The organism is Streptococcus caecimuris (assembly GCF_943193075.1).
Taxonomy (GTDB): domain Bacteria; phylum Bacillota; class Bacilli; order Lactobacillales; family Streptococcaceae; genus Streptococcus; species Streptococcus caecimuris.
This window is the reverse complement of the sequence record NZ_CALPCT010000037.1, coordinates 1-6,760: the sequence shown is the minus strand read 5'-3', so window position 1 is coordinate 6,760 and position 6,760 is coordinate 1. Positions and strand designations below refer to the sequence as shown.

At 40.1% G+C, this 6,760-nt stretch carries 4 protein-coding genes; 2 read left to right on the top strand and 2 right to left on the bottom strand.

Features of this window, described 5'->3' with window-relative positions; all coding sequences use genetic code 11:
• Window positions 1-340 precede the first annotated feature (340 nt).
• The gene (locus NFR56_RS09640) at window positions 341-2,287 is read left to right on the top strand and encodes a C69 family dipeptidase (RefSeq protein WP_151191376.1); all 1,947 of its coding nucleotides are present in this window, start codon (window positions 341-343) and stop codon (window positions 2,285-2,287) included.
• 161 nt (window positions 2,288-2,448) lie between these two features.
• Here the strand turns inward: NFR56_RS09640 and galU are convergent, their stop codons facing one another.
• Window positions 2,449-3,357 carry a UTP--glucose-1-phosphate uridylyltransferase GalU gene (galU, locus tag NFR56_RS09635; protein WP_049491186.1) on the bottom strand — a complete coding sequence of 303 codons (909 nt, stop codon included), beginning with the start codon at window positions 3,355-3,357 and terminating at the stop codon, window positions 2,449-2,451.
• Window positions 3,358-3,402: 45 nt separating this feature from the next.
• Window positions 3,403-4,419, bottom strand: coding sequence for an NAD(P)H-dependent glycerol-3-phosphate dehydrogenase (locus NFR56_RS09630; protein WP_037608137.1), 1,017 nt, complete (start codon window positions 4,417-4,419; stop codon window positions 3,403-3,405).
• Between the two features lie 278 nt (window positions 4,420-4,697).
• Between NFR56_RS09630 and NFR56_RS09625 the strand changes: the two genes are divergently transcribed.
• Window positions 4,698-6,760, top strand: a 2,063-nt coding sequence (locus tag NFR56_RS09625; protein ID WP_155199370.1) for a Spy0128 family protein, incomplete at its 3' end; no start/stop codon positions are given.

Here is a 6,760-nt window from a genome sequence, read left to right as displayed (position 1 = left end):
TACTCAACTGTGCGGAGGTGGGACGACGAAATCGAATTCTAACGAATTACCGATTTCTGTCCCACTCTCTTTTTTTCCTAAAAAATGTAGCGCAATCGTAAACTAACAGAAAATTGTTTGAAATGCAAAGAATTGTATATATTTATTATAATATGTTTGCAGAGGTCAAGTGAGCCCTCTATTGCTAGGTCCATAGAGAAGGTAATCATGGGTAAAGAGGTATAAAAATGCAAAATAGAAAGCGCTTGCAAAAGGATTGAGAAAGTTGTAAACTGGAGATATAAAAACCAAAAATAGTGCTATTTTGTCAAAAGTAGTGCAAAAACAAAGGAGATTTGCCATGAAAAAATGGTTGTTAAAACTCTCATTGGTAGCGATGACACTCTTACTCCTACCGATTCAAGCTGTTCAAGCCTGTTGCGGTTTTATCATTGGTCGCCAATTGACCAAGGATGGGACCACTCTCTTTGGTCGGACAGAAGACTACCCTTACTATCCAAATGGTGGAAAGCACAACAAAAACTTTGTAGTTGTTGATGCGAAGAACTATAAGGAAGGGGATCAACTGGAAGACGAATCTAATGGTTTTACCTATCCACATGCTGCCAGTGAAATGAAATACACAGCGACTTATGACTCTGCTCGTGGAGATGGTAGTAACGGTGCCTTTGGTGAACATGGATTTAACGAAGCCGGCGTCTCTATGACCTCAACTGTTACAGCAATTCCAAATAAAAAAGTCTTGAAGACTGACCCATTGACAGAAAAGGGAATTCCAGAAGCTGCTATGTTGGACGTGGTTTTACCACGCGTTAAGTCTGCTCGTGAAGGAGTTGAATTCCTAGCTAAAGTCATTGAAGAAAAAGGATCAGCTGAGGGGAATACAGTTGTTATTGCCGACCAGAAAGAAACTTGGTACATGGAAATTCTTTCTGGACACCAATATGTAGCTGTTAAAGTTCCAGAAGATAAATATGCAGTTTTTGCCAATACCTACTACCTTGGCCATGTAAACTTGAATGACAAGGAAAATGTGATTGCTTCAAAAGATGTTGAAAAAGTAGCTAAAGAATCAGGTAGTTACAAGACTGATAAAGATGGCAATTTCCATATCGCTAAATCTTATGGACCAGAAAAATATGCTGAAGGAGACCGTTCACGTACTTACGCAGGAATCACTCTTTTGGATCCAAAATCAAAAGTGACTTATGAAGATGATGAATACGAACTCTTCCGCTCACCAACAGATCCAAACAAGAAATTTACTTTGGAAGATGCCTTTGCTCTCCAACGCAACCGTTTTGAACATTTGAATGGTCGTTTTGTTCCAGACGATCAAATTGGTGTCAAGAAACAAGGGGATAATGGTAGCAATGATGCTGTTCGTAAAGACCAATACAAGTATGCTTTAGGAAACGAAAACGTTATTGATGCCCATGTCTACCAAATCAATCCAAAACTTCCAAAATCATTTGGTGGTACGTTATGGCTTGGTATGGGACCATCTCGGAACACTCCTTATGTTCCATTCTATGGTAATCTAAAAGATACTTACGAAGCTTTCAAACCTCAAACAGCAACTTATGATCCAAATTCATGGTATTGGACAGTATGGCACATTGACAATATGGCGATCAATAACCAAGATGTCTTTGGAAAATCAGTCCAAGATCACTGGAAAGCTCTTGAAAAACAATTTATTGTTGATCAAGAAAAGAAAGATATTGAATATTATGCGTTGAAAGATCAACCGGAAGCTGCAAAAGCTGCCGAAGATAAGGTGACAAAAGATGCACTGGAATTGTCTGATCGTCTTTTCCAACACTTCAAAGATTATGAAAAATTAATGGAAAAACAATTAGAGGCAGCTGGACGTAAATCTGATCCATATCGTGCTTCTCAACCAGATAATTATAAAGATCCTGAAGAACCTAAGAAACCAGATACACCAAAAGTTCCAGAAAAACCACAAATCAATGAAGATGTGAACAAAATTAAAATTCCGGCTCCAGATTATGTAGCAACACCTTCTAATAAAGACATTCCAGCAAATGCAGAAGGAAATCCAAATAATCGCTTTGGCTATGTTGCTAACAAGGATAAACAACCAGCTGTATCTTCGAAAGTAGAAACGCCTGTGAAGCCAGAAGAAAAAGTTCAATCTCCGGTTGAAGCTCCTGTAGTAGGAAACAGTGTAAACAACAATAATCGCTTCGGTTCTAACTTTAATCCAGGCGAAATTGAAACTTTCCCAAATACAAATTATTCTTACAATGTTCATCCTTAAATAATAAGAATAAAAAGTGAATTGGATCAAGTCCAATGAAACGAAAGAGGCCGGATTTTTATCCAGCCTCTTTTTTATAAAAAAAGACTGACCATTGTAAGGTAGCAAAGCTCTTACATGATATGGCCAGTCTCTTTTGTATTCTGTAGATTTGAAAATGATTAGTCTGCAGTTTGTTCAGTTGCTTCTAATTTTTTTCCAAGGTCGATAATATATTGTTTAAGATCATCTTTGACTTGAGGGTGTTTCAAGGCATAGTCGATCGAAGTTTTCATGAAGCCGAATTTATCACCGACGTCGTAGCGTTGGCCTTTAAATTCACGGGCAAAGACTCGTTGGGTCTTATTGAGGGTGTCGATTGCATCTGTCAATTGAATTTCATTGCCAGCACCTGGTTCTTGATTTGCAAGAATATCAAAGATTTCAGGAGTCAAGAGGTAGCGTCCGATAATAGCGAGATCACTTGGAGCGTCCTCTGGGTTTGGTTTTTCGACAAAAGTTTCAACGCTATAAAGACCGTTAATGCCTTCGCCTTGAGGTGCAATCACACCGTAAGAAGAAACCTCTTCGTGAGGGACTTCCATCACAGCGATGGTTGACGCATGGGTTTCATCGTAGTCGTTCATCAATTGTTTGGTCAATGGCAAGGCATCATCATTAGTGATGTCCATGAGATCATCTCCCAACATAACGACAAAAGGCTCGTTTCCAACAAAGGCCTTGGCTTGAAGAACAGCGTCCCCTAAACCTCGAGGGTGACTTTGGCGGATGAAATGAAGATTGATCGCTGTTGTATCATTGACCAACTTGAGTAAGTCAGTCTTGCCTTTTTGCTCGAGGTTGTATTCCAATTCGAAGTTAGAATCGAAATGGTCTTCGATCGAACGTTTGGCCTTCCCTGTTACGACAAGGATTTCTTCAATCCCAGATTTCAGAGCCTCTTCTACGATAAATTGGATCGTAGGTTTGTCAACGATTGGCAACATTTCCTTTGCCAAAGCTTTGGTAGCTGGGAGGAAGCGTGTCCCCAAACCAGCCGCAGGAATGACTGCTTTTCTAACTTTAGTCATATAGTTTCCTTTCTAAAAGGTAGGATTGATGTTAGAGTGGTTGACTTATTTCCACTCGTTTTCTTCTTTAAATTCATTGCTCATCATGTGGTGGATGGCTTCGCGGATATCTTTTCCTTCATAAATGACTTGGTAAATGGCTTGTGTAATCGGCATGTAGACATCCAATTCTTGGGCCAGCTCGTGGGCGACTTTGGTCGTAGAGATCCCTTCAATGATCATACCCATGTTGGCTTCGATATCTTCCAATTTTTCGCCGCGTCCGAGAGCGTCCCCAGCTCGCCAGTTGCGAGAGTGGACAGAAGTTCCGGTAACGATCAAGTCACCGACCCCAGACAAACCGCTATAGGTCAATGGGCTAGCTCCGAGCTTAACGCCAAGGCGCGTGATTTCAGCGAGACCGCGCGTGATGATGGCTGCTTTGGCATTGTCACCATAACCAAGACCGTGCAGGGCTCCAGCTCCGACCGCGATGATATTCTTCAAGGCTCCCGCAGTTTCCACTCCGATAACATCTGTATTGGTATAGAGGCGGAAGTAGTGATTACTAAAGAGTTCTTGAACATAGCGTGCAGCTTCTAAATCTTTTGAGGCTGCTGTAATAAGGGTGATGTCCCGTACGATGGTCTCCTCTGCATGACTCGGTCCAGAAACGACCACTACCTCGCTGCGAAGAGAAGCAGGAATTTCTTCTTCAAGGATTTGAGAAATCCGATCGTGTGTACCAGGTTCTAGCCCTTTAGAAGCGTGCATGACTGTAACAGGGTGATCCAGTGTTTCAGCGACTTGTTTAGCGACCAGGCGGGTCACCTTTGTAGGAACGACAAAAAGGATAGCATCCACACCGTCTAAAGCAGCTTTCAGATCGGTCGTAGCGGTAATTTGATCGCTAATAACGATATCTTTGAAATAGCGTTGATTGGTATGAGCGGTATTGATTTCATCGATTTGTTCTTGGATATTTCCCCAGAGACGGACTTCATGGCCGTTATCATTGAGGACTTGTGAAAGGGCTGTTCCCCATGAACCAGGACCCAATACTGCAACGGTTTGTTTTTCCATTGTATCTTCCATTTCTATGTCTATTTTTTCAACAAGGCTAGGAAATCTAGCGCTTGCGCCTTCGAAACGGCTTAATGTGTGCCTTGAAGGACGATTCTATTTTCCTCTCTATTTTAACATAATATAGGTAAAAAAACTTGTATGATCATCAATTGTTTTGTGAGGACATTTCATTTTGACAAGATGCTAAATAAAAAAATGCCACCTTTTACTTGTATTACTACTAATTTGTGATATAATATTTTTTGCCTATTATTATGAATATAAGGGGAGATAAAATGAAAAAATTGGCTATATATCTATTGATGATGCTTTCATTATTGATGGTATGCTTTACGCTTTTTTCTAAAATTGTAAATGCAGAAACGTCAAAAAAAGTGGATGTCATCACAAATGTAAAAGTTCAAAACAATGATGGCGGGGATTTAACAGCTCCGCTTGGAAGATACGATACTTTCCGTCTTAATGCAAAGTTTGCTTTGGAAGGAAAAAACGTTAAAGCAGGAGATACGACGGAAGTAGTTATTGCTTCTCCAATTGACATCAAATCGCAGGATTTTGAAATTAATGACTCCATTACTGGTAAATTGATCGCTAACGCAAAGGTTGATGCAACTACTGGTAAAATTGTCTTGACATTCACAAAGTTTGTTGAAGAGAAAAATGATATTTCAGGTTCGTTCTTCTTCTATGCTGGTGTTAATAAAGATAAGTTTCCAAATGATGGTAATGCGCCAGTTAAGGTCTCTGTTAATAACAAAGTGAAATTCGATGGTACAGTAAAAAGTGGGACTGTCGGAGAAGGTAAACGGTATACTATTATCAAATCTGGTTGGGATAATGGAGATCACAAGAGCCTAGGTTTTCGTATTTCTGTAAATAGGACCAACGAGGCAATCAGCAATGCAGTTCTTTCAGATTCTATGGAATCACCAGGTGTAACCTACAAGGCTGGTAGCTTTAAGATCTACAAAGGTACTTGGGATTACAGCACTGGAACATGGCAACTTAAAAACAAAACAGATGTCACCTCTCAATACACTGTAAATGCAACAGATACTACATTTACGATTAATCTAGGGAACATTTCTGCTAACGATCACTTTGCAGTTGAATATGAAGCAGTTGTTAACTATGATGCGGTTGACCGTGAGGTGATCAAAAATAAGGCGACTATCGTAGGTGATAATAAAAAACCATACGATTCAAATAGTAAAGTAAATATCCAAATCGCGGGTGGTGAAGGTGTTGGTTATGCCTTCGGCATTCAAGTTCATAAAGTTGACGAAAGTAATGAACCGCTGAAAGGTGCGAAATTCCAAGTTATCCGTCAAGCAACTGGCCAAGTATTAGGTGAGTTTGAATCAGATGCTAAAGGTGAATTTAGCCTTAAAGAACTCTTGAGAGATAAATACATCATCAAAGAAATTCAAGCTCCGAAAGGGTATGACTTGGCAGAAGATACAATTGTTGAAGCTAGTGAATTTACGACACCAACGAAACCTGTTAGCAAAACCATTGTAAACAAGAAAGAGAAGCCGGCCAAAACCCAAGCTGTTATTGAGCTGGATAAAGTTCTTACAGGTCGTGACTTGGTAGACGGCGAGTTTAGCTTTGAATTGTACGAAGGTTCAAACAAACTTCAAACAACTACTAACCAAAACGGGAAAATTACATTTGCACCGATTGAGTACACTGAAGAAGGTGAACACACATACACTGTGAAGGAAGTGAAGGGCGACAATGCCACTATTGCTTACGATGCTTCTGAAAAACAAGTGACTGTTAAAGTCATTCGTGATGGAGGAGCTTTGAAGGCAGAAGTCGTCTATCCAGAAAGCAAAATATTTACCAATGCCTTCACACCAAAGGCGGCAAATGCAACAATTGAGTTGACAAAAGAGTTGACAGGCCGTGACTTGGTAGACGGTGAGTTTAGTTTTGAATTGTACGAAGGTACAAACAAACTTCAAACTGTTACCAACAAATCTGGCAAAGTAACCTTTGATGCTATTTCTTACACAGCAGAAGGTGAACATACTTATACTGTGAAAGAGGTCAAAGGGGATAATGCTACGATTGCTTACGATGCATCTGAAAAACAAGTGACTGTTAAAGTCACTCGTGATGGAGATGCCTTGCAGGCAGAAGTCGTCTATCCAGAAAGCAAAATATTTACCAATGCCTTCACACCAAACGCAACAACTGCAACAATTGAGTTGACAAAAGAGTTGACAGGTCGTGATCTAAAAGACGGTGAATTCAGCTTTGAATTGTACGAGGGTGCTAACAAGCTTCAAACTGTTACAAACAAAAACGGAAAAGTAACATTTGCACCAAT